At 73.4% G+C, this 21639-nt stretch carries 22 protein-coding genes, 1 tRNA gene and 1 pseudogene; 8 read left to right on the top strand and 16 right to left on the bottom strand.

What is annotated here, in order from left to right; translation table 11 throughout:
* Positions 1-10 precede the first annotated feature (10 nt).
* Together V3T34_RS22770 and V3T34_RS22765 are read right to left on the bottom strand one after the other, a co-directional pair.
* Entirely contained in the window at positions 11-445 is a 435-nt protein-coding gene (locus V3T34_RS22770) for a tellurite resistance TerB family protein (RefSeq protein ID WP_305078755.1), read from the bottom strand.
* Positions 446-538: 93 nt separating this feature from the next.
* Positions 539-1393 carry a formate/nitrite transporter family protein gene (locus V3T34_RS22765; protein WP_305078754.1) on the bottom strand — a complete coding sequence of 285 codons (855 nt, stop codon included), beginning with the start codon at positions 1391-1393 and terminating at the stop codon, positions 539-541.
* A gap of 181 nt (positions 1394-1574) precedes the next feature.
* Between V3T34_RS22765 and V3T34_RS22760 the strand changes: the two genes are divergently transcribed.
* A complete protein-coding gene (locus V3T34_RS22760; RefSeq protein ID WP_305078753.1) occupies positions 1575-2867 on the top strand; it encodes an alpha-hydroxy acid oxidase in 1293 nt (430 codons plus the stop codon).
* Between the two features lie 331 nt (positions 2868-3198).
* On the opposite strand, the gene V3T34_RS22755 is transcribed toward V3T34_RS22760, so the two are convergent.
* Entirely contained in the window at positions 3199-4095 is an 897-nt protein-coding gene (locus tag V3T34_RS22755; protein WP_305078752.1) for a GGDEF domain-containing protein, read from the bottom strand.
* Between the two features lie 333 nt (positions 4096-4428).
* On the opposite strand from V3T34_RS22755, the gene V3T34_RS22750 reads away from it, so the two are divergent.
* The 3 genes from V3T34_RS22750 to V3T34_RS22740 all read left to right on the top strand — a co-directional run bounded on the left by V3T34_RS22750 (position 4429) and on the right by V3T34_RS22740 (position 6363).
* Complete coding sequence (locus V3T34_RS22750; RefSeq protein ID WP_305078751.1) at positions 4429-5076, top strand: Maf-like protein; 648 nt, start codon at positions 4429-4431, stop codon at positions 5074-5076.
* Positions 5077-5111: 35 nt separating this feature from the next.
* The gene (locus tag V3T34_RS22745; protein WP_305078750.1) at positions 5112-5306 is read left to right on the top strand and encodes a DNA gyrase inhibitor YacG; all 195 of its coding nucleotides are present in this window, start codon (positions 5112-5114) and stop codon (positions 5304-5306) included.
* Between the two features lie 172 nt (positions 5307-5478).
* Positions 5479-6363 (top strand): SDR family oxidoreductase, encoded by an 885-nt coding sequence (locus tag V3T34_RS22740; RefSeq protein WP_091883582.1) that lies wholly within the window; start codon positions 5479-5481, stop codon positions 6361-6363.
* A 268-nt stretch (positions 6364-6631) separates the two neighbouring features.
* On the opposite strand, the gene V3T34_RS22735 is transcribed toward V3T34_RS22740, so the two are convergent.
* Both V3T34_RS22735 and V3T34_RS22730 read right to left on the bottom strand, forming a co-directional pair.
* A complete protein-coding gene (locus V3T34_RS22735) occupies positions 6632-7630 on the bottom strand; it encodes a PDR/VanB family oxidoreductase (RefSeq protein WP_305078749.1) in 999 nt (332 codons plus the stop codon).
* Positions 7631-7636: 6 nt separating this feature from the next.
* Positions 7637-8737, bottom strand: a complete 1101-nt coding sequence (locus tag V3T34_RS22730) for an aromatic ring-hydroxylating dioxygenase subunit alpha (protein ID WP_305078748.1) — start codon at positions 8735-8737, stop codon at positions 7637-7639.
* 297 nt (positions 8738-9034) lie between these two features.
* Here V3T34_RS22730 and V3T34_RS22725 point away from each other — a divergent pair, with 297 nt between their 5' ends.
* Positions 9035-9940: a helix-turn-helix domain-containing protein gene (locus tag V3T34_RS22725; protein ID WP_305078747.1), complete on the top strand. Its 906-nt coding sequence runs from the start codon at positions 9035-9037 to the stop codon at positions 9938-9940.
* Between the two features lie 60 nt (positions 9941-10000).
* Here the strand turns inward: V3T34_RS22725 and V3T34_RS22720 are convergent.
* Both V3T34_RS22720 and V3T34_RS22715 read right to left on the bottom strand, forming a co-directional pair.
* Positions 10001-10076: transfer RNA gene (locus V3T34_RS22720), tRNA-Asn, on the bottom strand.
* A gap of 81 nt (positions 10077-10157) precedes the next feature.
* A complete protein-coding gene (locus V3T34_RS22715; RefSeq protein WP_305078746.1) occupies positions 10158-10592 on the bottom strand; it encodes a hypothetical protein in 435 nt (144 codons plus the stop codon).
* Positions 10593-10886: 294 nt separating this feature from the next.
* On the opposite strand from V3T34_RS22715, the gene V3T34_RS22710 reads away from it, so the two are divergent.
* Entirely contained in the window at positions 10887-11258 is a 372-nt protein-coding gene (locus tag V3T34_RS22710; protein ID WP_288584258.1) for a hypothetical protein, read from the top strand.
* Between the two features lie 3 nt (positions 11259-11261).
* Positions 11262-13796, top strand: a complete 2535-nt coding sequence (locus tag V3T34_RS22705) for a PBP1A family penicillin-binding protein (protein WP_305078745.1) — start codon at positions 11262-11264, stop codon at positions 13794-13796.
* 86 nt (positions 13797-13882) lie between these two features.
* On the opposite strand, the gene V3T34_RS22700 is transcribed toward V3T34_RS22705, so the two are convergent.
* The 4 genes from V3T34_RS22700 to V3T34_RS22685 form a co-directional block, all read right to left on the bottom strand.
* Entirely contained in the window at positions 13883-14017 is a 135-nt protein-coding gene (locus V3T34_RS22700; RefSeq protein ID WP_268926681.1) for a hypothetical protein, read from the bottom strand.
* A gap of 102 nt (positions 14018-14119) precedes the next feature.
* On the bottom strand, positions 14120-14326 hold the full coding sequence (locus tag V3T34_RS22695) for a hypothetical protein (RefSeq protein ID WP_060846757.1): 207 nt from the start codon (positions 14324-14326) through the stop codon (positions 14120-14122).
* A 156-nt stretch (positions 14327-14482) separates the two neighbouring features.
* The gene (gene glyS, locus V3T34_RS22690) at positions 14483-16597 is read right to left on the bottom strand and encodes a glycine--tRNA ligase subunit beta (protein ID WP_305078744.1); all 2115 of its coding nucleotides are present in this window, start codon (positions 16595-16597) and stop codon (positions 14483-14485) included.
* Between the two features lie 85 nt (positions 16598-16682).
* The gene (locus V3T34_RS22685) at positions 16683-17657 is read right to left on the bottom strand and encodes a glycine--tRNA ligase subunit alpha (protein ID WP_305078743.1); all 975 of its coding nucleotides are present in this window, start codon (positions 17655-17657) and stop codon (positions 16683-16685) included.
* Between the two features lie 195 nt (positions 17658-17852).
* Here V3T34_RS22685 and V3T34_RS22680 point away from each other — a divergent pair, with 195 nt between their 5' ends.
* Positions 17853-18065, top strand: a complete 213-nt coding sequence (locus V3T34_RS22680; protein ID WP_060846760.1) for a hypothetical protein — start codon at positions 17853-17855, stop codon at positions 18063-18065.
* A 103-nt stretch (positions 18066-18168) separates the two neighbouring features.
* Here V3T34_RS22680 and V3T34_RS22675 read toward each other — a convergent pair whose 3' ends face one another.
* From V3T34_RS22675 to V3T34_RS22655, 5 genes and pseudogenes are all read right to left on the bottom strand, one after another.
* Positions 18169-18705 carry a DUF2087 domain-containing protein gene (locus tag V3T34_RS22675; protein WP_305078742.1) on the bottom strand — a complete coding sequence of 179 codons (537 nt, stop codon included), beginning with the start codon at positions 18703-18705 and terminating at the stop codon, positions 18169-18171.
* Positions 18706-18910: 205 nt separating this feature from the next.
* Positions 18911-19060 carry a hypothetical protein gene (locus V3T34_RS22670; protein ID WP_305078761.1) on the bottom strand — a complete coding sequence of 50 codons (150 nt, stop codon included), beginning with the start codon at positions 19058-19060 and terminating at the stop codon, positions 18911-18913.
* A gap of 172 nt (positions 19061-19232) precedes the next feature.
* Positions 19233-19784, bottom strand: a pseudogene (locus V3T34_RS22665) (membrane dipeptidase); the annotation flags it as partial.
* 597 nt (positions 19785-20381) lie between these two features.
* Positions 20382-20516 carry a hypothetical protein gene (locus V3T34_RS22660; RefSeq protein ID WP_305078741.1) on the bottom strand — a complete coding sequence of 45 codons (135 nt, stop codon included), beginning with the start codon at positions 20514-20516 and terminating at the stop codon, positions 20382-20384.
* Complete coding sequence (locus tag V3T34_RS22655; RefSeq protein WP_305078740.1) at positions 20517-21554, bottom strand: acyltransferase family protein; 1038 nt, start codon at positions 21552-21554, stop codon at positions 20517-20519.
* Positions 21555-21639: the final 85 nt, after the last annotated feature.

Raw genomic sequence — 21639 nt, 5'->3', positions numbered from 1 at the left:
GTATGACCGATCAGGCGAGCAGCGCGTCCCGGTCCAGCCCGAGGGCCGCCGCCACCTCGGTCAGGGCCCGGTGCTCGGAGGGGCTGATACCCTCGAAATCTGCGACGTCGGCAGCGATGAGGAAGACGCTCTGGCGCTGCTCGGCCGGGCGCTCGGCCAGGGCCTCGATGAAGTGAATGTTCTGCATCCGGCCGGCCCGGGTGCGGGCCCGCCCGATCGCGTCGTACAGCTCTTCCTCCAGCATCAGGCTGTCGTAGCCCTTCTCGAGGACGGGATCGGCCAGCATGCCCTTGAGCGCCGTCTCGAACTCGGCCCCAGCGACCTCGCCGTCGGCCACGATCACGTTGGCGCAGGCCGACACCGCCGCCTTCATCAGCGGCTCGTCGCCCGCATAGGCCGTCACCGTCTGCTTGAACCGGCCGAAGGCCGCCTGGACGAAGCTCATGGGTCTCCCTTTTCCGCGCATGGAACGCGGTCTCCTTACCAAGCGCGAGGGAGGGAGAAAATCGGCAGGCCGCCACACCTCGCCGGCGTCGCGTCACAGCTCCTGGCGCACCTGGGCGTGGGCGAGGAGCGCGAACAGGCCGGTGCCGCCGATCACGTTGCCGACGAGCGCCGGCAGGATCATGCCGCCGAAGACCTCGCCGGGGCCGGCCTCGCCGGCGCAGAGCAGCAGGAAGGCCTCCGCCGCCCCCGCCACCACGTGGGTGAAGTCGCCGAGCACGATCGCGAAGGTGAGGAGGAAGACGATCCAGACCTCTCCGCCGCTCGACGCCGCCCGCAGCCAGGCCACGGCCGCGATCAGGAAACCGGCCGGGATGCCCCGGAGCAGGAGATCCGATGGCGCCTTGTGCAGCAGGCTCTCGCGCGACACCGCCTGCATGGCGGCGAGCAGGTCCGGGCTCACCACGCCGCCCCAGGTCTCGATCGCCGCCGCCGCGCCGGCGCCGACGAGGTTGCCGAGGAGCACGATTCCCCAGAGCCGCGCCGTGCCGGCGAGCGCCCGGCCGCTCGGCCGGGTGACGAGGGGCAGCACCGTCACGATGGTCTGTTCGGTGAAGAGCTGCATCCGGCCGAGGATCACGATCAGGAAGCCGAGGGGATAGCCGAGCTGCGCCACCAGGGTGCGGCCCCCCATCCCGGCCGGCAGCTTGTGGTACAGCGCCCCTTGCGCGATCACCGAGGCCGTGATGGCGATGCCCGCCGCGACGCTCGACCAGAACAGCGAGCCGGCGGGACGCGCCAGCTCATCCTGCCCCTGCTTGCGCACCACCTCGTGGACGATCGTGGCGCGGGGCGCCGACCGGTCCTCGATCTCGTCGCGCTCGGCCGCGGCAAGATCCGGAGAATCCCGCTCCGGCGAGTCTCGCTCCGCACTGTCCCGCCCGGTCATGCCGTCGCCCCTCGCCCGCCAAGGGCTGCCTTGCCCGCGAAGGGCCGCCTTGCCCGACAAGGGCTGGAGCCGGATCGACGCACAACCTCGTCCCGCGTTCCGCGACCGGCCGACCCGTCGGTTGCGAGCCGCGCGGCGCGGGTGCTACCGATCGTCGAAACGGGATCAGCGGGAGGCCGGCATGGAGGCAGACGAGCGCCGGACGGGGCGGGCCGTCGCGCACCGGCCCTCCACCGAGCCGACCGTGCAGCCGTCCCGGCCGGCACCCGCGGCTGCCCCCACCCCGACCCGGCTAGGCGCACGCCTGCAGCGGGCCCACGCGATCGCGGATCTGCGCCGACAGGCCGCCCGGCGGCTGCCGAAGGCGGTGTTCGACTTCATCGACGGCGGCGCCGAGGACGAGCGGACCCTGCGCGACAACGTCGAGGCCTTCGACGACTGGATGCTGATGCCGCGGGTCGGGATCGACGTCGCCACCCGAGACCTGTCGCGCTCGATCCTCGGATACCGCGCGTCCCTGCCGATCATGATGGCGCCGACGGGGCTCGCCGGCTTCTTCTGGCCCGACGGCGAGGTCGCGGGCGCGCAAGCCGCCGCGCGGGCCGGCATCCCCTACTGCCTCTCGACCAACTCCGTCGGCTCGATCGAGCACGTCGCGGAGGGCGCCCCGGAGGGCGAGCGCTGGTTCCAGCTCTACTTCCTGCGCGACCGGGAGTGGATGCAGGCGCTCCTGCGCCGCGCGGCCGCCGCGCGCTACCGGGTGCTGTGCCTCACCGTCGACCTCGCGGTGCAGGGCCGGCGCGAGCGCGACCTGCGCAACGCCTTCACCATGCCGCTGAAACCGCGCCTCTCCATCGCCCTCGACCTCGCCCGGAGACCGGGCTGGCTCGCCGGGGCCGCCCGCTCGCGGCTCGGCTTCGGCAATTTCCAGGCCGGGGGCTTCCAGGCCGGCGGCGCCGCGGCGGGCCACGGCTTCACCAGCGTCGCCCAGCACGTCGCCTCGCTGTTCGACCCCTCCGCCAGCTGGGACGACATCGCGCGCATCCGCGACGCGTGGCGCGGCCCGATGGCGCTCAAGGGCCTGCTGCATCCGGCCGACGCCGCGCGGGCGGTGGCGCTCGGGATCGAAGCGGTGATTGTCTCCAACCACGGCGGCCGCCAGCTCGACGACGTGCCGGCGGCGATCCACGCCCTGCCCGGCGTCGCCGAGGCGGTGGCGGGCCGGGCCGAGGTGGTCCTCGACGGCGGCGTGCGCCGGGGCACCGACGTGATCAAGGCGCTGGCGCTCGGTGCCACCGCGTGCAGCCTGGGCCGTCCGTTCCTCTGGGGCCTCTCGGCCGGCGGCACCGAGGGCGTCTCCCGGGCGATCGAGATCGTCCGTGGCGAACTCGACAACGCGATGACCCTGCTCGGGACGCCGACGCTCGAGGCGATCACGCCGGACCACCTGCGGCCGCGGCGGGGCGGGTGGTGAGGCCGGCAAGACGGCCCCGGCAAGACGGCCCCCGGCGACCGGGCTGCCGCTCGTCCCGTTTCCGGGTCGGCGCCGAAGGGCGAGCCCTGCCTCGTCGGCATCGCGCAGCCTGGCACGGGCGACGCGGCGTTGCAGGGATGGCGACGAAGGGCAGCCGGCATCCCCGAGGGTCTGCCGGGCTTGGCCGAGGAAGGGTCGTTCGCCCCTGCAGCGGCGAGGCGCGGCCTCGTCCGAAATCCGGCCGATTGCGCCGCAATGCGGATCTCGGCGTCGCTCAAGCGCCGCGCCGGCCGACGATGCGAAGTCCGGAAGCAATCTGCCGGACGTCGCATCAGCTCACCCGGTCGAGCCCCTCCCCGGTCGCGGACACGACCTGGTTGCGACCGCCCGCCTTGGCCGCGTAGAGCGCCCCGTCGGCGCGGGCGAGCAGGCTCTCGAGGGTGTCGCCCTCGTTCCAGGCGGCGAGGCCGAGGCTGCAGGTGACCGGGATCGGGCCGCGCCGCCCCGGCACCCGCAGGCGGGCGCAGGCCGCCCGGATCCGCTCGGCCACCACCCCGGCGCCGCCGAGACCGTGGCCGGGCATCAGGACGGCGAATTCCTCGCCGCCGATCCGACCGGCGAGCGCCCCGGTCTCCTTGAGCACGTCGGCGACGGCGCGGATCACCCGGTCGCCGCCGTCGTGCCCGTGCCGGTCGTTGATCGCCTTGAAGCGGTCGATGTCGATCATCAAGGCGGTGAGGGGCTCGGGCGGCCCGCCCACCGCGAGGCAGGCCTTGGCCCGGCGCATGAAGCCGCCGCGGCCGAGGAGCTGGGTCAGCGAATCGATGTCGGCGTCGCGGATCAGCCGGCGCTGCAGGGTCAGGCTGCGCTCGATCACCCGCAGGCGCGCATGCAGCTCCGCCGCCTCCGGGGGCTTGGCGATGAAGTCGTCGGCGCCGCTGTCGAGAACCTCTCCGAGGCGCCGTCCGGCCCGGTCCGCCGACATCGCGATCACCGCGAGCGGACGCGTGGTGCCGGCGAGGGCGCGCAGCGACCAGCACAGTTCGAGCCCGCAGAGGGGCGCGACCTCGAGGCTGGTGATCACGCAGGCCACGTCCTCCTGGGCCGCGACATGGGCGAGCGCCTGGGCGGAATCGGAGAACGAATCGACCGCGTGCCCGGCATCCGCGACGAGTCGGGCGACGATCTTGCGGAGGGTCAGGCCGGGTTCGACGAGGACGATACGCATCGGGCCCCGCAGGGTGGATCCGGCCGCGCTGGCGCCCGGCCGCTGGACGGCAATCTCCGCCCGGCATGCATCAAAGGCGATAAAGACGAGTTAATTGCCGATCTGCCCGGCAGGTAGACAATGGCGTCATACCATGCCGAACGCGCTACATCGGGTTAGGCCGGTTTCCGGCTGCGGCTAAACCTGCCTCCACCATACAGCATATCCGTCGGCAGCGGCCGGGCGGGATCCGGCGGGGGAGAGGCCCGGCGGCGCGCGGGCCCGCGACGCTGGATTTCGCCGGCCAGATAGGGCATCGGGCGCAGCAACCCCCCTTTCGTGACACGGCGCCCCATGACCGAGACCACCCCGCTCCTGCAGGCCGCGCGCGCCAAGCTCGTCCTCGCCTCGGCCTCGCCCCGGCGCCTCGCGCTCCTGCAGCAGGCCGGGCTCGAGCCCGACGCCCTGCTGCCGGCCGATCTCGACGAGGCACCGCTCAAGGGCGAGAAGCCCCGCGACCTGGTGCGGCGGCTCGCCCGGTCCAAGCTCGACGTGGCCGCGGCCGCGGCGCGCGCCACGGGGGAGCTCGGCGAGAGCTACGTGGTGGCGGCCGACACGGTGGTGGCGGTGGGCCGGCGCATCCTGCCGAAGGCCGAGGTGACCGACGAGGCGGCGGAGTGCCTGCGGATGCTGTCGGGCCGCGCCCACCGGGTCTATACCGCGGTCTGCGTCGTCGGCCCGAAGGACCGGCCGCGGGAGCGCCTGGTCGAGACCCGGGTGCGGTTCAAGCGCCTGTCCTCCCGCGAGGTCGACGCCTATCTCGCCAGCGGCGAGTGGCGCGGCAAGGCCGGCGGCTACGCGATCCAGGGGCTGGCCGGCTCCTTCGTGGTCAAGCTCGTCGGCTCCTACAGCGCCGTGGTCGGCCTCCCGCTCTACGAGACGGTCGGCCTGCTCGAGGGCGAGGGCTACCCGGTCCGCGGCGCCTGGCGGGACGTGGGCTGAGACCCGGCACGAGCGGCAGGACAGGAGGCGCAACGATGACGATGCCCGACGACGACGCGCCGAAGCCGGCCTGCCCGATCTGCGGCAAGCCGGTCGTGCCGACCCACAAGCCGTTCTGCTCGAAGCGCTGCGCCGACGTCGACCTGCAGCGCTGGCTCGGCGGCCACTACGCGATCCCGGGCCGCGAGGACGACGCCCTCGGCCGGGACGACGGCTCGCACGAGGAGTGATACGCGATCCGGCGCGGCGCCTGAGCGACGACGACATCCGCATGGCCAAGCAATCCGTCGGATTTCGCACGAGGGATATCGCGGGAGTGATACTGCGGGAGAGCAGGGAACGGCCGGGGGCCTCCCCGGTTGACGGCGGCCTGCCACCCCAGCCCGCGAGGCCCTCCCGCCCATGTCGTCCGATTTCCCGAACCCGCTCACCAAGCATCCCCGCCCGCCCTTCGAGGCCCAGCCGCAGGGCTTTCCCGGCCTGACCGGACGGATGAAGCCGGAGCCCGACCACGGCGAGACGAGCTACCGGGGCGCCGGCAAGCTCACCGACAAGGCGGCGCTGATCACCGGGGGCGATTCCGGCATCGGCCGGGCGGTCGCCATCGCGTATGCCCGCGAGGGCGCCGACGTGGCGATCTCCTACCTGCCCTCCGAGCAGGGCGACGCCGAGGCCGTGGCGCAGTGGGTCGAGAAGGCGGGGCGCCGCGCCCTGCTGCTGCCGGGCGACCTGAAGGACCGCGCCTATGCCCGCGAGATCGTGGCCCGCACCGCCGAGACCTTCGGCCGCCTCGACGTGGTGGTGAACAACGGCGCCTTCCAGCAGCCGAACCAGGACCTGGCCTCGATCGACGAGGACGTGTTCGAGGAGCATTTCCGCACCAACGTCTTCGGGGCCTTCTCGGTCACCAAGGCGGCGATGGCGCACCTCAAGCCCGGTGCCTCGGTGATCTTCACCTCGTCGGTGAACTCCAAGCACCCGATGCCCTCGCTGCTGGCCTACAGCGCCACCAAGGGCGCGCTCAGCAACCTGGTGCTGAGCCTGTCCCAGCTCCTGGCCGAGAAGGGCGTGCGGGTGAACGGCGTGCTCCCGGGCCCGATCTGGACCCCGTTCATCCCGTCCGGGATGGAGCAGGATTCCGTCAAGTCGTTCGGCAGCCAGGTCCCGTTCGGGCGTCCGGGCCAGCCGGCGGAGCTCGCCTCGGCCTACGTCATGCTGGCCTCCGACGAGAGCAGCTACACCTCCGGGGCGCTGGTGACGGTGGCGGGGGCGATGCCGGTGCTGTGAACCTGCCGCCGACGGCGGTCGAAGAGCGGTTGCGGCATTTCGGCTGACCCCGGTCGAAAAGCGACATTCAAGCCAAATCACGACCTCGTCTTGAAGTGTTGGTCCATCGGCGATGGGCTAACCTCGACGGAGGGTTCCAGAAACCGACAGACCTGCTGGAGCCTTCCTTCGAGGTCGGTCGATCGAGATCGACTGACACCTCAGGATGAGGTCGATGGCTGGATGAAAAATCGTCGCGGCATCTGCCGCCGCCTTCGAACAGCCCGGCTCACCCCGTCCGGTCCGCCGTGTCGATGGTGATCCCGCCCCCGACCACGCGGGAGACGCAGGTGCAGAGCTGGGCGTCGGTCGCCTTCTGGGCATCGCTGAAGAAGACGTCGCGGTGGTCCACCGTGCCGTCGGCCTCCAGGATCTTCACCGTGCACAGGCCGCACTCGCCGCGCCGGCAATCGGAGATCATGCCGACGCCGGCCGCCTCCAGCGCCTCGAGCATCGTCTGGCCGCGGGCGACCACGATCTCCCTCGACAGGCGCGGGATGCGCACCGTGAACGGCTCGGCGGCGTGGCGCCCACCGGTGCCGAAGGTCTCGAAGCGCAGGGATTGCGCCGGCCGCCCCGCCGCCGCCCAGGCCGCGCGCGCCGCCTCCATCATCCCGAGCGGGCCGCAGAGATAGGCCTCGCCGCCCGGCGCCAGGGCGGCGATGGCGGCGGGGAGGTCGATCCGCCCGCCCTCGGCGTCGACGACGGTCTCAAGCCGGTCGCCGATCCGGGCGCGCAAGTCGTCGGCGAGCGCTAGGTCCTGCCGGGTCCGGGCAGCGTAGAGCAGGCGGAAGGGCGTGCCGGTCCGGTGCAGCGCCAGCGCCATGGCGTGGAGCGGCGTGATGCCGATGCCCCCGGCGACCAGCAGGTAGCCGGGCCGGCCGTGGGTGAGGGCGAAGTGGTTGCGGGGCCCCGCGATGCCGAGCCGGGCGCCGGGTGCGAGCCCGTGCATGTAGGCCGAGCCGCCGCGGCTGTCGGGCAGCCGCTTCACGGCGATGCGGTAGACCCCGTCCGCCCCGGAATCGAGCAGCGAGTAGGAGCGGGTGTCCGGCCGCTCGCCGATCATCACCGCCACCCCGAGATGGCTGCCGGGCGCGGCCGGCACGATAGCGCCCGCGGGCTCGATCTCGAGGAGCCGGATGTCGGGCGTCAGCGCCCGGGTGGCGCGCAGGCGCGCGGGGCGCCAGTCGATCGGAGCGGCCTCGGTCGGAGCGGCCTTCGTCGGCATGCCGGCCTACTCCGCCGCCATGCCGCCCGAGGCCGGGTCCCTGCCAGGATCCTTGACCGGCCCCCTGCCCTCGGCGGCCATCATCCCGTCGATCAGGCGGTGCGCCCACAGGGAACCGGCGTCGATGTTGAGGTTGTAGAACGGCTGGCGCGGCTGGCGGTCGATCGCCCGCTGCTGGGCCTCCAGCACGTCGTGGTCCTGGTCGTAGACGCCCTTGCCGTCGTTGACGTGGGCGAGCGTGAGGCGCTTCGTCAGCTCCTCGTCGTCAGTGCGGAAGCTGCGCACGAAGTTCCAGAAATAGTGGCAGCTCGTCGCGGTCTCCGGGGTGATCGCCGCGAGGAAGAAGCCGTTGACGCCCTGGGACCGGTCGCCCCGGCGTGCGCCGGTGCCGGCGAGGGCCACGCCGACATCGCCCGCGACCACGCTCGGCGCCTCGAAGCGGATGATCTGCCAGCGGTCGACATGGCCGGGCCGCCCGAGGTTGCGCGCCCAGAACGGCGGCGGCTCGATGCCCTCCATCCAGCGCTCCACGGTGACGCAGGTCTCGGTATGCGTCACCTCGAACGGGCTGCGGGTGATCGCGTCGTCGCCGATGCTGCCGGCATGGACGTAGGTCTCGTGGGTCAGGTCCATCAGGTTGTCGATGACCAGCCGGTAATTGCACTTCAGCCCGTAGAAGGTGCCGCCCTCGCCGACCCAGGGCGCGTCGCTGTTCCAGTGGAAATCCGGCACGAGGTTGGGATCGGCGAGCGCCGGATCGCCCATCCAGAGCCAGACCAGGCGGTAGCGCTCCACCGCCGGGAAGGCGCGCACGCAGGCGGACGGATTGATGGTCTCCTGCGCCGGCATGTGGGTGCAGCGGCCGGCGGCATCGAAGACGAGGCCGTGATAGCCGCACATCACCTGGTCGCCCTTGAGGTGGCCGAGCGACAGCGGCATCAGCCGGTGCCAGCACGCATCCTCGAGCGCCGCCACGCCGCCGTCGGTGCGGCGGTAGAGCACCACGTCCTTGTCGCAGATCCGACGCGGCGTGAGCGCCCGGCCGATCTCGTGGTCCCAGGCCGCGGCGTACCACGCGTTCAGGGGGAAGCCCTTGGGATCCCTCATCGTTCTCTCCCTCGTCGTGCCGGCCTCGCGGGTCTGTCGCCACGCTGAAGGTCCGGTCGTGCGGCGGCCGGCTTGGCCGTATCGGGTCGCTTGGCGGAGTCGTTCCCGTCTCGCGCCGGCGAACCGGCCGATGCTGCGCCGCACACAAGTTTCGCGTGCCAAATCAGCAACTTGGAACTGATCCGGTTCGATGCTCGGACGCTAGCCGCCCGGGCGGGGCTCGGCCATGGACGGGCGCCGGAATTTCTTGGACGGATCCGGCGCCGTCCCGTAGCCTCGGGCCGGGAGGACACGGCGATGCAGAGGCGGCTGGAACGGCCGATCCCGGTCTTTCGACTCTACGGCGAGGTTGCCGGGGCCACGGTCCCGGGCTTCGTCCATGCCGAGCGGATCGGTACCAGCGCGGCCCTGCACGATTGGGAGATCGCGCCCCACCGCCACGGCGCCCTGGCGCAGGGACTGGTGATCACGAAGGGCCACGGCGCGGTGTCGCTGGATGCGAGCCGCGAGGACTTCTGCGCGCCCTGGCTGGTCTGGGTGCCGTCCGGCGTCGTCCACGCCTTCTCGTTCCGGCCCGGCACCGACGGGGTGGTGCTGTCGCTCGCCGACGACTTCCTCGCCGCCGTGCTCGATCCCGACCCGGACGCGGCCCGCCTGCGCGCCACGGCCGAGGCGACGTTCAGCGGCCGGCCCGGCTCGCCGGAAGAGATCGACCTCGACCTCGCGGGCCTCGTGCAGACGCTCGCCCGCGAGGCCGCCGGCGCCCTGCCGGGGGCGGCGAGCGCGGTGGCGGCCCTGGTCAAGCTCCTCGTCGTCGGGGTCCTGCGCACCCGCGCCACCCGGGCGATCACCGAACCGGCGGCGCTGGCGCGGGCCGACCTGCACCGCCGCTTCCGGCGCCTCGTCGAGGCGCACCTGCGCGAGAACTGGCCGATCGCCCGGTTCGCCGCCGCGCTCGGGGTGAGCCCCGACCGGCTCCACGCCGCCTGCACCGAGGCGGTGCGCCGCGCACCGCAGGGCATCCTGCACGACCGGCTGATGCTCGAGGCCAAGCGCAGCCTGATCTACACGACGCTGCCGGTCTCGAAGATCGCCTTCGACCTCGGCTTCAACGATCCGGCGTATTTCTCGCGGTTCTTCGCGGCGCGGGCGGGCGTGAGCCCGGCGGCGTTCCGGCGGGAGAGCCTGGGCGCGGATGCGTGACGGCATCGGGGCCGCAGAAGCGTCACCGCAGGAAACCGCCGAATTTTTTGGAAGAAAAGGTGGCTCCCCGAGTAGGACTCGAACCTACGACAAGGCGATTAACAGTCGCCTGCTCTACCAACTGAGCTATCGGGGAATGCCGGCCGGCGCTCGCGTTCGGCGCCGACGGGGGCTTCTTAGCCAGTTCACTCGGGCCGCGCAACCCCGATCTCGCGCGTCAGCGCGGCGGGCAGGCCGAGGCGAACGGGCCGACCGTCAGGTCGCCCTGCTGGGGGGTATTGAGCACGAACGGCTCGGTGCCGCCCTGGCCGAAGCCCATCAGGCCGAGATCGTAGTAGCAGCGGTCGAGGACGGCCGTGAACGTGTAGCTGTCCTGCGCCACCGGGGGGCCGACCGGGACGAGGCGCCCGCGCGGGCCGCGTGCGGCGCAATGGGCCGCGATGTCGACCCGGCCCGGGGCGAGCATGCGGATCGCCCGCGAGGAGTGCGGCGGGATGCCGACGCTCGGGCCGCCGTTGCGGCTCGCCACCGCGAAGTAGGGCGAACGGTTGACGACGCGCTGGAGGCAGCCGGCCTCCGCCGCGCTGATGCCGCCGGCGAGCAACGCCGCCGCCGCCGACCACAGATAGAGCCGCTTCACGCCCGGCCGCATGGCTGACCTCTCCTCGAACCCGTCCCGCGCACCGCCCGCGCGACGGGACACCACCTGGACAACACCTAACGCGCCGCCCGGCTCCGGCCAGGCTTGCCGGGCAGGAGCCCGCCGGACGCCGGGAACCGGGCAGGCCCTGCCCCGGGGCGGACCGTACCCCCGGAATGGACCCTGCCGCGGAACGGAACGGCAGAGCTTGGCGTTGAGTTCCAGTTCTGATGTGGCAGCGGCCCGTACGCTGCCGTCCCGCCTGTCGAGCCGCCCGCCCCCTGGCCCTCCCGCCCCGGAGCCCCAATGCGCCTACGTTCCCTGCTGCTGGCCCTCTTCCTGCTCGCCGGTTTCGGCGGTCTCGCCGGCGCCTCGCCGCTGATGCCGAGCGCCGCCGTGACCACCGCCCTCGACCAGCCCTCCACGGTCGAGACGGTGCGCTGGCGGCGCCACCGGCACTGGCACCGTCGGCACTGGCATCGCCGCCATTGGCATCACCGCCGCCACTACCGCCGTCACTGGCATCACCGGCGCCACTGGCACCATCGCCGCCATTACGCCCGGGCCCATTACCGCCGCCATCGGCACGTCTCGCGCCGGCATGTCGGCCGGCTGCATTTCAGCCGCCCAGCCGCCCGCCCGGTGCGCTGGATCGAACCCCGCCGCGACGGACGCTGAGCCTTGAGCGAGCGGCCGCCCGAACCCGGTCCCGAGGGACGCCCCCGCGACTGGCTCGATCTCGGCGGCCCGGCCCGGCCGGCGGCCGACCCGTCGGGCGCCCCCGAGGGCGCGTCCCGGGAATCCACCGGGAGAGCTCCCGAGGGAGCCACCACCCAGGGAGCTCCCGCCACGGGTCGGTTCGCGGGGGTCTCCCGCGCCGCCGCCGGAATCGGGGCCCGGATCGGGCCGGCCGCGCGCACGGGGTTCGCTCGGGCGCGGGCGGGCGCCACCCGCCTCGCCGGACATCCCGCCACCCGCCGCGCGGCCGCCGCCACCGCCGCGGCATGGCGGCCGGCCGCCGCCTTCGCCCGGCGCGTGCCCTGGCTGCGGGTCGCTGCCGCCACCGCCGCCCTCGGGCTCGGCCTCGTCCTCGCCTACACGCTCTACGCGCTCACGACCCTGCCGGTGAATGGCGGGCTCACCATCGAGCCCACGGCCTCGGCCCTGGTGGTGCGCGCCGCCGACGGGCAGGCCTTCGCCACCCGCGGCGTCATCAAGGGAGCCAAGCTCGCACCCAAGGAGGTGCCGCCGGTCCTCGCCAAGGCGATCGTGGCGATCGAGGACCGCCGCTTCTACGCGCATCACGGCGTCGACCTGCGGGGGCTCGTGCGCGCCGCCTTCCGCAACGCCGCCGCCGGCGGCACCCGCGAGGGCGGTTCGACCCTGACCCAGCAGCTCGTACGCATGAGCTACCTGTCGCAGGACCGCACCCTGAAGCGGAAGGTGCAGGAGGCGGTGCTGTCGCTGTGGCTCGAATCGCAGCTGCCGAAGGACGAGATCCTCACCCGCTACCTCAACGCCGCCTATTTCGGCGCCGGCGTCTACGGCGCGGACGCGGCGGCGCAGCGCTATTTCGGCAAGCCGGCCAAGGAGCTGACGCTCAGCGAGGCCGCCATGCTGGCGGGCCTCGTGCGCGCGCCCTCGCAGCTCGCCCCGCACCGCAACCTCGACGGGGCGCGGGGCCGCGCCGCCCAGGTGCTCGACGCGATGGTGGAGACCGGGGCGATCACGGCCGCGGAGGCCGAGGCGGCCAAGCGCGCGCCCGCCACCGTGCGTGTGCCGACGGAGACGCCGGTCGGCACCAACTACTTCGTCGACAATGTCGCCGATTCGGTGCGCGGCCTGATCGGCACCGGGCCGGCGGACGCCACGGTGCGCACCACCCTCGACCTGACGCTCCAGAACATCGCCGAGAGCGTGATCGCGCGCCGCCTCGACCAGGACGGCGAGCGCCGCAAGGTCTCGCAGGGCGCGCTGGTCGCGATGGCCCCCGACGGGGCGATCCTCGCCATGGTCGGCGGGCGCGACTACGCCGACAGCCAGTTCAACCGCGTCACCCAGGCCAAGCGCCAGCCGGGCTCGCTGTTCAAGCTCTTCGTCTACCTCACCGCCCTGCAGCAGGGCTATCGGCCGGACTCGACGATGGTCGATCGCCCGACCCAGATCGGCGAGTGGGAGCCGGAGAATTACGGCGGGCGCTACCGCGGCGCCGTCTCGCTGCGCAGCGCCTTCGCCCACTCGATCAACACCGTGGCGGTGCAGCTCGCCGAGGCGGTCGGGATCCCGGCGGTGATCGAGACGGCACGCAGCCTCGGCATCACCTCCGATCTGCCGAACCTGCCGAGCCTCGCCCTCGGCTCGGCCGAGACGACCCTCCTCGAGATCACCCGGGCCTACGCGGCGGTGGCAGCGGGCGCCGAGACCGTCGAGCCCTACAGCGTGCGCCAGATCCTCGCCCGCGAGCAGACGCTCTACACGCGACCGCAAACCGCCCCGACCCCGGCCCGCGACCAGGCGGCCCGCACCGGGATGCTCGACCTGCTGAGCGCCGTGATCCGTGAGGGCACGGGCAAGAACGCCCGGGTTTCGGTGCCCGCCGGCGGCAAGAGCGGCACCACCCAGGACAGCCGCGACGCCTGGTTCGTCGGCTTTGCCGGCGACCTCGTCGTCGGGGTCTGGCTCGGCAACGACGACAACACGCCGATGGCCGGCGTCACCGGCGGCGACATGCCGGCGCTCATCTGGCACGACTTCGTCACCCAAGCCCTGGCCGCGCGGGCCAAGGCCGGCAAGGCCCCGTCCGCCGGCAGGCCCGAGGCCGCCCACCCCGTACCGGCGCCGCAGACGGCGAGCGTCGCCGAGCCCGATGCGGACCCGCGGGGCGGACAGGATCCCGCGGGCCGCGCGGTGCTGCGGGGCTCGCCCGCGGTGGTCGATACCGGCACCCTCGATTTCGACGGGCGCACCGTGCGGCTCACCGGGGTCGAGGGCCTGTCGGGCCGCAACGCCCGCGAGCTCGGCCGCTACCTGCGCCGCCGCGACGTCGCCTGCTCGCCGGCCGAGGGCGGCGCCTATCGCTGCTCCCTCGACGGCCAGGACCTGTCGGAGCTGATCCTGTTCAACGGTGGCGGCCGCGCCAGCGCCGACGCCACCCCGGACCTCCTCGCCGCCGAGGAGCAGGCCCGGTCGAACCGGATCGGCATCTGGCGGCGGTGATTAGGCTGGCTGCCTTCGGGCATCGCCGGGGAAGTGGAATGACCTTGTGGGACGGCGCTCGCGCCGCCCCCCACGGGGTGGTCGCGTCAGATCAGCATCGCGTTGAGGGCGACCGTCAGGGCCGCGCCGACGACGGCGAAGCCCAGCAGCGTGACGCTGCTGACCTGATCGACGGAATCGACGTCGTGACCGACGCGGTGCTCGGGGGAATTGGCGTTCATTGGGCGCTGCTTGGCGGGATCGTGCGGACCAACGTCCCTCGCCTCCCGCCGGATCGACTGCGCCCGCGGCGCATCGTGCCGCAGGCGCGCCGGTCTGCCGCTCTAATGCCCGCCCTCGTGGCCGTGGCTGGTGCCGATCACGCAGAGCGCCAGACCGGCGATGCCGCCGATCGTGCCGAGCGGGGTCTGGTAGCGCCAGGAGGCGTAGTAGCCGGCAGTGCCGATCACGACTCCGAGCAGGGTGAGCACGATGCCGCGGGCCGAGACTCCCGGCTTGTCCCGGTGCGGTCGGATGGCGTCCTGGTGCATCGCAGTCAAAGTCCCTCGCCGCGCCGTGTCGATCCGTCCGGTCCCCCGGGAGACCGAGGGAGAAGGGGGGCGGCCGCCCTCTCCCGCCGGGGAAACGCGGGAGACGCGGATTGGCTCACGGCGTCGTTCTCACGGCGCCGCGCCCGCGGGCGGTTCTCAGCGGCCCTCGCCACCGATGCGGGAGAAGTCCGCGACCTCCCGGGTCGCCGCCCGGAGCGCGTTGAGGAGCGCGAGCCGGTTGGCGCGCAGGGCCGGCTCGTCGGCGTTCACCGTCACCTTGTCGAAGAAGGCGTCGACCGGCGCGCGGAGCGTCGAGAGCGCCCGCATCGCCCCCTCGAAATCCTCCACCACCACGGCCTTGCCCGCCTCGGCGCCGGCCGTCCGCAGGGCCTCGGCCAGGGCCGCTTCCTCGGGCAGGCGTAGGAGGCCCTGGTCCGGCGCCGCGTCGTAGGCACGGCCGTCCTTCTTCTCCTCGATCCGCAGGATGTTGGCGGCGCGACGGGAGCCGGCGAGCAGGTTCTTGCCGTCCTCGGTGTCGAGGAAGCGGCCGAGCGCCTCGACCCGGCGCACCACCATCAGGAGGTCATCTTGCCCGGGCAGCGCGAAGACGGCATCGATGAGGTCGTGGCGGGCGCCCTGGTCGCGCAGGTAGACCTTCAGCCGGTCGGCGAAGAAGGCGAGGAGGTCGTCCGCGAAGGCGCCCGCGTCCCGCCCGTGGCCGGCGGACGCGGCGGCGATCTGCGCCCGCAGGGAGAGCCGCGCCTCGCTGGCGAGGACGAGCCGGATCACGCCGAGCGCCGCGCGGCGCAGAGCATACGGGTCCTTGCTGCCGGTCGGCTTCTCGTCGATCGCCCAGAAACCCACCAGCGTGTCGAGCTTGTCGGCGAGCGCCACCGCCACCGAGACCGGCTCGGACGGCACCCGGTCGCTGGGCCCGAGCGGCTTGTAATGGTCCTCGATCGCCGCGGCGACCGCCGGGTCCTCGCCCTGCTCGGCCGCGTAGTAGCGGCCCATCAGTCCCTGCAATTCGGGGAACTCGCCGACCATCTCGGTGACGAGGTCGGCCTTGGCGAGCCGCGCCGCCCGCTCGGCGAGATCCGGGTCGGCCCCGACGACCGGCGCCAGCGCCCGGGCGAGGGCCGCGATCCGCTCGACGCGCTTGGCCTGGGTGCCGAGCTTCTCGTGGAAGACGATGTTGCCGAGCTTCGGCAGCCGGTCTTCCAGCCGGGTCTTGCGGTCGGTCTCCCAGAAGAACGCCGCGTCGGAGAGGCGCGCGCGCACCACCCGTTCGTTGCCGGCGACGATCGCGGCGCCGCCGTCGGAGGCCACCAGGTTCGAGACCAGGATGAAGGCGTTGGCTAGGCGCTCGCGCCCGTCGGGGCCGGGGGCGCCCCGCAGCACGAAGCACTTCTGGTTCGCCCGGATGGTCGCGCGGATCACCTCCGGGGGGATGGCGAGGAAGCGCTCGTCGAAGGCGCCCATCAGGGTCACCGGCCACTCGACGAGGCCGGCCACCTCCTCCAGCAGGCCCTCGTCCTCGACGAGGTCGAGGCCGCGCGCGAAGGCGAGGTCGCGGGCATCGTGCAGGATGATGTCCTTGCGCCGGTCGGCGTCGAGCACCACGAAGGCCCGCTCGAGGGCCGGCAGGTAATCGGCGAAGCGGCGCACCTCGATCGCCTGCGGCGCCAGGAAGCGGTGGCCGCGGGTGGTGAACCCCACCTCGACCCCGTCGATGGCGAAGGGCACCAGCTCGGGCGTCTCGGTCTCGGGACCGAAGCTCGCGACGATCGAGTGCAGCGGGCGGACCCAGCGGAGCGAGCCGGGCTCGCGCGAGGCCGCGCCCCAGCGCATCGATTTCGGCCAGGGGAAGCTCTTGACGATCGCCGGGATGATCTCGGCCAGGACTTCGATGGTCTCGCGGCCGGGCCGCTCGATCACCGCGACGTAGAACTCGCCCTTCTTCGGGTCGGAGACGACCTTGGCCTCGTCGAGGCTGGCGAGGCCGGCGCTCTTCAGGAAGCCCTGGACCGCCCCCTCGGGGGCGCCGACGCGGGGCCCTTTGCGCTCCTCGCGCACGTCCTGGCCGCGGGCCGGCAGGCCGGCGACGTGGAGGGCGAGGCGGCGGGGCGTCGCGAAGGCCTTGGCGCCCTCGTACAGGAAGCCGCGCTCGACCAGCGCGTCGGTGACGAGCTTGCGCAGGTCCTCGGCCGCGCGCCGCTGCATGCGGGCGGGGATTTCCTCGGAAAAGAGTTCGAGCAGCAGGTCGGGCATCGGGCGGCCTCGAGGCACTCCGTCGGGAGGGCCCGGAATCGGGAGAAGGGAATTGGCGGGTGTGTAGCGCCGGGCGGCGCGGATGTCAGGCGGCGGGCGCTTCGCCCGCAAGGCCGCCCGCACCGGCAAGCCCGCCCGCATCGGTGCGCCGCCAGGCCTCGCCGCAGGCTTTTGCCAGTTCGCGCACCCGCAGGATGTAGCTCTGCCGCTCGGTGACCGAGATCACCCCGCGCGCGTCGAGCAGGTTGAAGACGTGGCTGGCCTTGATGCACTGGTCGTAGGCCGGCTGCGCCATGCGGTGACGCGGATCGTTGCTGTCCGCCCCCGGCTCGCCGGCCTCGAGGTATGCGCGGCAGGCAGCCTCCGCGTCGCGGAACTGCCGAAAGAGCATCTCGGTGTCGGCGGCCTCGAAGTTGTGGCGGGAGTATTCCTGCTCGGCCTGCAGAAAGACGTCGCCGTACGTGACCTTCTCGTCGCCCTCGCGGCCGTTGAAGTTGAGGTCGTAGACGTTCTCGACACCCTGGACGTACATCGCCAGGCGCTCGAGGCCGTAGGTCAGCTCGCCGGCGACCGGTGAGCATTCGAAGCCGGCGACCTGCTGGAAGTAGGTGAACTGACTCACCTCCATCCCGTCGCACCAGCATTCCCAGCCCAAGCCCCAGGCGCCGAGCGTCGGGCTTTCCCAGTCGTCCTCGACGAAGCGGATGTCGTGGAGCGCGAGATCGACGCCGATCGCCTTGAGCGACGCGAGGTACAGCTCCTGGAGGTTCGGCGGGTTCGGCTTCAGGATGACCTGGAACTGGTAATAGTGCTGGAGCCGGTTCGGGTTCTCGCCGTAGCGCCCGTCCTTCGGCCGGCGCGAGGGCTGGACGTAGGCCGCCTTCCAGGGCTTGGGCCCCAGCGCCCGCAGGGTGGTGGCCGGATGGAACGTGCCGGCGCCCACCTCCATGTCGTAGGGCTGGAGGATCACGCAGCCCTGCGCGGCCCAGAACCGCTGGAGCGTCAGGATCAGGCCCTGGAACGAGCGGGTCGGCTGGAGGTCGGCGTCGGTGGCGGTCATGGGCGGGGGCTTGCGGCTCGGGCGGGGTCGGATCGTGCCGCGACCCTTGGGAACCGGCGGCGCCCGAGTCAAGCGCGCGTGCGCCCCCGCACGAACCCGAAGCGGGGCTGGAACCGAAAAACGGTCAAGCTCGTTGACAGTACAGATCCGAACACTATGCCGCCGGGCGCGGTGCAAGACTAGGGGAGACTGTCCGTGACCCACCGCCTGACCTTGGTCGCCGCCGCCGCACTGCTCTCCCTGGTCGCGACCCCGCTGGTGGTGCGGGCGGGCGCGGACGCCCCGAAGGCCGAGCCGACGGCCGCCGTCGAGGCGGCCAAGCCCGCCGCCGCCGAGGCGCCGGCCCCCGCCTGCCGCAATGTGCGGGTAGTCTATGCGGGCTACGGCACGCCGGCCTGCGGGCGGTAACGGGCGACGACGCCGGACACGCCGCCCGCGATCCCGAAGCCTGCTGTTGCGGCTCCGGGATCGCGTCCGGTACCGGCGGAATGCCGGGTTCACACGAGCGGGATCAGTGCGCCGGCGCACGCAGCCGGCGAATCAGCGCGGCCCCCTCGGGCGAGGGCGACCGCTCGATGCGGCGATACTCGCGCCCGTCGGGCGTGCGCGTCATCAGACCGATATGGCACATCGTGCGCCGGAGGATCGCCGGATCGCCGAAGAGGTGCAGCGCGGTGAGGCGCGCGCTGACCTCGCGCTCGTCGAAGCGGCACCCGGCCGGGATCCGGGCCCAGACCGCCCACAGGCACAGGTCCTGGATCGACCGGTGCGCCGGCCAGCTCCGCAGCCGCCCCTCGGGATCGAAGTGGCGGGCGGCGCGCAGGACCGCCGAGGGATCGGCCTCGGCGGCAGGCTCCGGCGGGCCCGGCGGCCGCTGGTCGCCCCGGGCGCGGAAGTGCTGGAAGTTGCGGTGGCCGGCGGCCCGGGCCAGCATGTTCAGCATCTCGACGTGGCTCGGCGGGCTCGCCCGCAACGCCCATTGGGCGCGCAGGGATTTGGCCAGCGCCGACACGTCGCGGGTCGCGAAGGGGATCGGGTCTCTCGGCACGGTTCGTCTCCGGATGCCGACCTGGGATCAGGTGTCGAGGGTCACCGGCTTGCGACGCGGCACGGGAACGAGGGCATGCCGAAGGACAACGGGCAGGTTTAGCTCCCCTCCGCGGGGCGGTGACGCCTGGGTGACTGCCGACCCGAAAACCATCGTAGCGGGTTTGCCCGCCGCGGCAACTCCCTGCGGGCGGCCCCGGCGCGCCTCACGCCGCCAGGCACGCCCGGGCCACCCGCAGGTAGTTGCCGCCGAGGATACCGGCGGTCTCGTCCGGGGTGAACCGGGCGAGGAGGTGGGCGGCGAGGTCGGGCAGGGCCGCGTAATCCGGCAGGGCGCTCGGGCCGACGAGGCCCATCATGTCGGTGCCGAGCCCGACATGGTCCGCCCCGACCACATCCGCCATCCGCCATCCGGGCGATGCCCTCGGCCAGGGCCGCGAGGTCGGGAAACAGGCCCGCGGGCGGCCACAGGCCGATGACGCCGCCGGTCGCCGCGACGATCCGGGCATGGGCGGGGGTGATGCGGCGGGTCCAGGGCCGCGGCCGCGTCGTGAGCGAGGTGTGCGAGAGGACGAGGGGCTTCGTCGCCACCTCGGCCGCGCGGCGCACCAGCGCCTCGGTCCCGTGCGCCACGTCGACGACGATGCCGAGGGCCTCGCAGCGCCGGATCACCGCGGCGCCAAACGCCGTCAGGCCGCCATGGACCGGCGGCTCGGTCTGGATGTCGCCGAGGGCGTTCACCCGGTAATGCGTGAGCTGGAGGTGGCGCAGGGCCGCCCGCCGGTACGCGTCCTCGAGGGGGCCGAGATCGCCCTCCAGGAAATCCGCCCCTTCCGCCGCGACGAGGACCGCCGGGTCGGCGGCCCGCGCCGCCGCGAGGTCGGTCGCGGTGCGCACCAGGCGCAGGCCCTGCTCGCGCACCAGGGCGTGCAGGCGGGCAAAGCCGCGCTCGGCGTAGGATCGCAGCTCGCCGGGCTCGGGCTCGCGGAAGGCGCGGATGCGGCCTTCCGGCGTCACCCGGTGGGTCGGCGAATCCGACACGATCGCCAGGCAGGCGACCGCGAGGCCGCCGGCCCGCATCGGCCCCGCCAGCGGCGTGAAGGGCGCGTGCCCCTCCGCCTCCCGCACCCGCAGCACGCGGCCGGCATGGCTGTGGCAGTCGATCGTCGGGCGTGCGGCCAGGAAGGTTCCGGCGGATGCGCGCCGGGCCTCGGTCACGGCCTCGGGGACCGGCACGACCTCCTGCGCGGCGGCCGCGACCGGCAGGCAGAGGAGCGAGGCCGCCGCCACGAGGCCGCGGCGGGACAGGCCATGACGGGAGACGCGTTGGCGGTGCGACGCGCCGCCGGGCACGACCACGGCGGCCTCGAGCCGGTAGCGCCAGCCGCACGGGTCGTCGTGCAGGCGGCGGAAGAGGCCGCGCAGGGTCACCGCCCGGCCGTCGAGCGGGACGGGCGCGTCGGCGACGATCTCGATGCAGGCGGCCGGATTGCCCGGCAGGCAGCCGCCGCAGCAGGCGGGCTCCGGCACCAGCAGGCAGTAGCGCGCCTCGGCCGCCTCCGTCGCCGTGACCGGCCACCCGGTGACGGTGACGAGGCCCGCATCGGCCCGGTCGGCGGAGCCGTCGAGGAGCGCGCTCCAGGGCAGGACCGCCGCGGGAGGGAGCGTCGCGACCATTCAGAGCCTCCGTCCGACGAGAGGAATCCGCCGCAGGACCGCGGTGCAGGTCCAGCTGCCCGCGAGCGCGACCGCGAACACCGAGAGTCCCTTCGCGACGGCACCGGCCTTCAGGCCGAGCAGGCCGTCCTGCATCTAGGTCACCACGGGATAATGCAGCAGGTAGATCGCGAAGCCGTTCGCCGCGAGGCTGTCGAGGACCGGGCGCCGGCCCCCGGCGAGGCGCAGACAGACGGCCGGCATGGCGAAGCAGGCGGCCGCGCAGAAGACCACCTGCACCGCGCCGACGAGCGCCAGCGCCGCCGGAGCCGGCAGGTGCAGGGCCCGGCCGAGAGAGGGCGCCGCGAGGAAGGCCGCACCGGCCGCGACCGCGAGCGCAACCCAGAGCCCGCAGCGGCCGGCGAGCGCCCGCCCGAACCCGGCGACCGCCGCCCCGCCGCCCCGTCCGAGCCAGGCGCCGGCAGCGAAGTAGGCGGCGTAGAGGCCGATCCGGCTGCCCTGGACGGCGAGGGGCCCGATCGCGAACCAGCGGAATGGACCGAATGCGAGGAGGAGGGGCAGGAAGGCGACGGCGGTTACGGCGACGAGGGCCGCGAAGCACCGGCCCGGGCCCGGCGATCGGGGCACGGGGGCCGGGCCGCGCGAGGCACGGGCGAAGGCCAGGGCGGCAGCGGCATCGAACAGCAGCAGCACGCCGATGAACCAGGGCGGCCCGCTCGGCCACGGCCCGGTCGTGACCGTCGCGAGCCAGAACTCCGAAAAACCCGGTGCGCCGCCGGCCTGGAGGAAGGAGGGGTAGTAGGCGAGCGGCATCAGCGTGAGGACGGCCGCGCAGAACGGCAGGCCGAGGCGCACGAGCCGGGCCCGCAGGTAGACCTTCGCGCCGTGCCGCGCGAGGCCGTCCCGGACGAACAGGCCCGAGAGCCCGAACAGCAGCGGCATGAAGAAGCCGTCGTTCAGCATGACGAGGCGATCGAACCCGATCCAGCGCGCGGAATCGACGATCGGCGCGGTCGACAGGGCGTAGTGGATCCGGTCGACATGGCCGAAGGTGCAGTAGGCCAGCACCGCGTGGTGCAGCACGACGAGGCCGACCACGAACCCGCGCATCCGGTCGAGCACGACGAGGCGCCCGGCCGGCTCGGCGGGGGAAGGGCGGGGGGTGCCTGGCATCGTCGCGGGGCCGGTTGACGCAGCGTTCGATTGTAGGCCCGGCCCGGGCGCGGGGCCAGCCGCCCCGCGCCCGATGATGGCCGGA

Origin of the sequence: Methylobacterium ajmalii (genome assembly GCF_036448855.1) — a bacterium.
Classification (GTDB): Bacteria; Pseudomonadota; Alphaproteobacteria; order Rhizobiales; family Beijerinckiaceae; genus Methylobacterium; species Methylobacterium ajmalii.
This window is presented reverse-complemented; position numbering and strand designations above follow the sequence as displayed.

Excerpts from the sequence above, each read along its gene's own strand:
- V3T34_RS22725 (WP_305078747.1), top strand. The coding sequence starts at position 9,035 with ATGCAGAGGCGGCTGGAACGGCCGATCCCGGTCTTTCGACTCTACGGC.
- V3T34_RS22730 (WP_305078748.1), bottom strand. The coding sequence starts at position 8,737 with ATGAGGGATCCCAAGGGCTTCCCCCTGAACGCGTGGTACGCCGCGGCC.
- V3T34_RS22770 (WP_305078755.1), bottom strand. The coding sequence starts at position 445 with ATGAGCTTCGTCCAGGCGGCCTTCGGCCGGTTCAAGCAGACGGTGACG.
- V3T34_RS22760 (WP_305078753.1), top strand. The coding sequence starts at position 1,575 with ATGGAGGCAGACGAGCGCCGGACGGGGCGGGCCGTCGCGCACCGGCCC.
- V3T34_RS22695 (WP_060846757.1), bottom strand. The coding sequence starts at position 14,326 with ATGCACCAGGACGCCATCCGACCGCACCGGGACAAGCCGGGAGTCTCG.
- glyS (WP_305078744.1), bottom strand. The coding sequence starts at position 16,597 with ATGCCCGACCTGCTGCTCGAACTCTTTTCCGAGGAAATCCCCGCCCGC.
- V3T34_RS22750 (WP_305078751.1), top strand. The coding sequence starts at position 4,429 with ATGACCGAGACCACCCCGCTCCTGCAGGCCGCGCGCGCCAAGCTCGTC.
- V3T34_RS22715 (WP_305078746.1), bottom strand. The coding sequence starts at position 10,592 with ATGCGGCCGGGCGTGAAGCGGCTCTATCTGTGGTCGGCGGCGGCGGCG.
- V3T34_RS22655 (WP_305078740.1), bottom strand. The coding sequence starts at position 21,554 with ATGCCAGGCACCCCCCGCCCTTCCCCCGCCGAGCCGGCCGGGCGCCTC.
- V3T34_RS22670 (WP_305078761.1), bottom strand. The coding sequence starts at position 19,060 with ATGGGCCTCGTCGGCCCGAGCGCCCTGCCGGATTACGCGGCCCTGCCC.
- V3T34_RS22765 (WP_305078754.1), bottom strand. The coding sequence starts at position 1,393 with ATGACCGGGCGGGACAGTGCGGAGCGAGACTCGCCGGAGCGGGATTCT.
- V3T34_RS22735 (WP_305078749.1), bottom strand. The coding sequence starts at position 7,630 with ATGCCGACGAAGGCCGCTCCGACCGAGGCCGCTCCGATCGACTGGCGC.
- V3T34_RS22685 (WP_305078743.1), bottom strand. The coding sequence starts at position 17,657 with ATGACCGCCACCGACGCCGACCTCCAGCCGACCCGCTCGTTCCAGGGC.
- V3T34_RS22755 (WP_305078752.1), bottom strand. The coding sequence starts at position 4,095 with ATGCGTATCGTCCTCGTCGAACCCGGCCTGACCCTCCGCAAGATCGTC.
- V3T34_RS22740 (WP_091883582.1), top strand. The coding sequence starts at position 5,479 with ATGTCGTCCGATTTCCCGAACCCGCTCACCAAGCATCCCCGCCCGCCC.
- V3T34_RS22700 (WP_268926681.1), bottom strand. The coding sequence starts at position 14,017 with ATGAACGCCAATTCCCCCGAGCACCGCGTCGGTCACGACGTCGATTCC.
- V3T34_RS22745 (WP_305078750.1), top strand. The coding sequence starts at position 5,112 with ATGACGATGCCCGACGACGACGCGCCGAAGCCGGCCTGCCCGATCTGC.
- V3T34_RS22710 (WP_288584258.1), top strand. The coding sequence starts at position 10,887 with ATGCGCCTACGTTCCCTGCTGCTGGCCCTCTTCCTGCTCGCCGGTTTC.
- V3T34_RS22660 (WP_305078741.1), bottom strand. The coding sequence starts at position 20,516 with ATGCAGGACGGCCTGCTCGGCCTGAAGGCCGGTGCCGTCGCGAAGGGA.